This is a genomic window from Nonomuraea longispora, assembly GCF_004348345.1.
GTDB classification, from domain to species: Bacteria; Actinomycetota; Actinomycetes; order Streptosporangiales; family Streptosporangiaceae; genus Nonomuraea; species Nonomuraea longispora.
The window spans coordinates 1-1,781 of the sequence record NZ_SMJZ01000411.1 but is presented as its reverse complement, the minus strand read 5'-3'; the positions used below and the strand labels follow the sequence as shown (position 1 = coordinate 1,781).

2 protein-coding genes are annotated in these 1,781 nt (G+C 71.2%); both read left to right on the top strand.

Annotated features, from left to right (window positions below):
* A partial coding sequence (locus E1267_RS43590; RefSeq protein ID WP_132342150.1) for a chitinase occupies window positions 1–1,522 on the top strand: 1,522 nt, incomplete at its 5' end.
* Window positions 1,519–1,781: carbohydrate-binding protein (locus E1267_RS43585; protein WP_342774967.1), on the top strand; the 263-nt coding region annotated here is incomplete at its 3' end. The genes E1267_RS43590 and E1267_RS43585, both read left to right, overlap by 4 nt.

The following is a 1,781-nucleotide window of genomic DNA, read 5'->3' as shown; positions in this document are numbered from 1 at the left end:
CGCCGCCTCCGCCACGGCGGCCTTCGTCAAGGTCGCCGACTGGGGCTCGGGTTTCGAGGGCAAGGTCACCGTCGCCAACGGCACCTCCACCCCCATGAACAGCTGGAACGTCCAGTTCGACGTTCCGGCCGGCTTCTCCATCCCCACCGCGTGGGACGCGGTCATGTCGAGGAGCGGGCAGCGCTACACCTTCACCAACCCGCCCTGGGCGTCGGCGCTGGCTCCGGGGGCCGCCGTCAGCTTCGGCTTCAACGGCAACCCCGGAGGCTTCCCCGGCGTCACCGGCTGCACGCTGAACGGCGCACCCTGCGGCGGCTCCGACGAGGACCCCGGTGAGGACCCCGGTGAGGACCCGGGCGGGCTCGGCAAGGTCGGCGGCGTCACGCTGACCTCCACCACCGCGACCAGCGCCGCGCTGAGCTGGACGGCCGTCCCCGGTGCCACCGGCTACAAGGTCCGGCTCGACGGCGCGGCGGCCGTCACCGTCACCGGCACCGCGCACACCCTGACCGGCCTGGGCGCATGCACCTCCCACACCGTCACGATCACCGCGACGGGCGCCTCGGGCGACGGTCCCGTCGGCGACCCCTTCGGCTTCACCACGGTCGGCTGCCAGAACGGCACTCTGCCCGAACACTTCCTCACCGGCTACTGGCACAACTTCGTCAATCCCGCCACCGAGCTCAAGCTGTCGGCCGTGCCCGACGAGTACGACCTGGTCGCGGTCGCGTTCGGCGAGGCCACCGCCACGCCCGGCGAGGTCGTGTTCGGGGTCGACCCCGGACTGGCCACGGCGCTCGGCGGCTACACCGACGCCCAGTTCAGGGCCGACGTGCAGGCGCTGAAGCAGCGCGGCAAGAAGGTCATCCTGTCGGTCGGCGGCGAGGCCGGACGCGTGCAGGTCGCCGGCGCCGCGGCCGCCACGCGCTTCGCCGAGTCGGTGTACGCGCTGATGCGCGATTACGGCTTCGACGGCGTGGACATCGACCTGGAGAACGGCCTGAACGCCACCTACATGGGCCAGGCGCTGAGGGCGCTGCGCGCCCAGGCCGGCTCCGAGCTGATCATCACCATGGCCCCGCAGACCATCGACATGCAGTCGACCGGGATGGAGTACTTCAAGCTCGCCCTGTCCATCAAGGACATCCTCACCGTCGTCCACACGCAGTTCTACAACTCCGGCTCGATGCTCGGCTGCGACCAGGCCTTCGCCTACTCGCAGGGCACGGTCGACTTCATCACCGCGCTGGCCTGCATCCAGCTCGAGAACGGGCTCCGTCCCGACCAGGTGGCGCTGGGCCTGCCGGCCGGGCCGGGCGCCGCGAACGGCGGCGTCGTGTCGCCCTCGGTCGTCACCCGGGCGCTCGACTGCCTGGCCAAGCGGACCGGTTGCGGAACCTTCGTGCCGCCGCGCGCCTACCCGGACATCAGGGGCGCGATGACGTGGTCCATCAACTGGGACGCGAGCAACAACTGGTCCTTCTCCAAGACCGTCAAGCCACACCTCCAGGGAATGTCATGAAATGTCGCCGCAAAGTCCTCGCGTTAGCGACCGGACTCGCCCTCACCCTGACCGGCCTGGCCACCAGCGGCCCCGCCGCCCACGCCACCGACACCGGTACCGGCACGGTACGCCAGCTGGCCGCCGCCTGGGCCCCGCACACCGCGTACGCCACCGGCGCGGTCGTCACCTACAACGGCGTCGACTACGTCTGCCTGCAGGCCCACACCTCACTGCCCGGCTGGGAGCCGTCCGCCGTGCCCGCGCTCTGGAAGCCCAC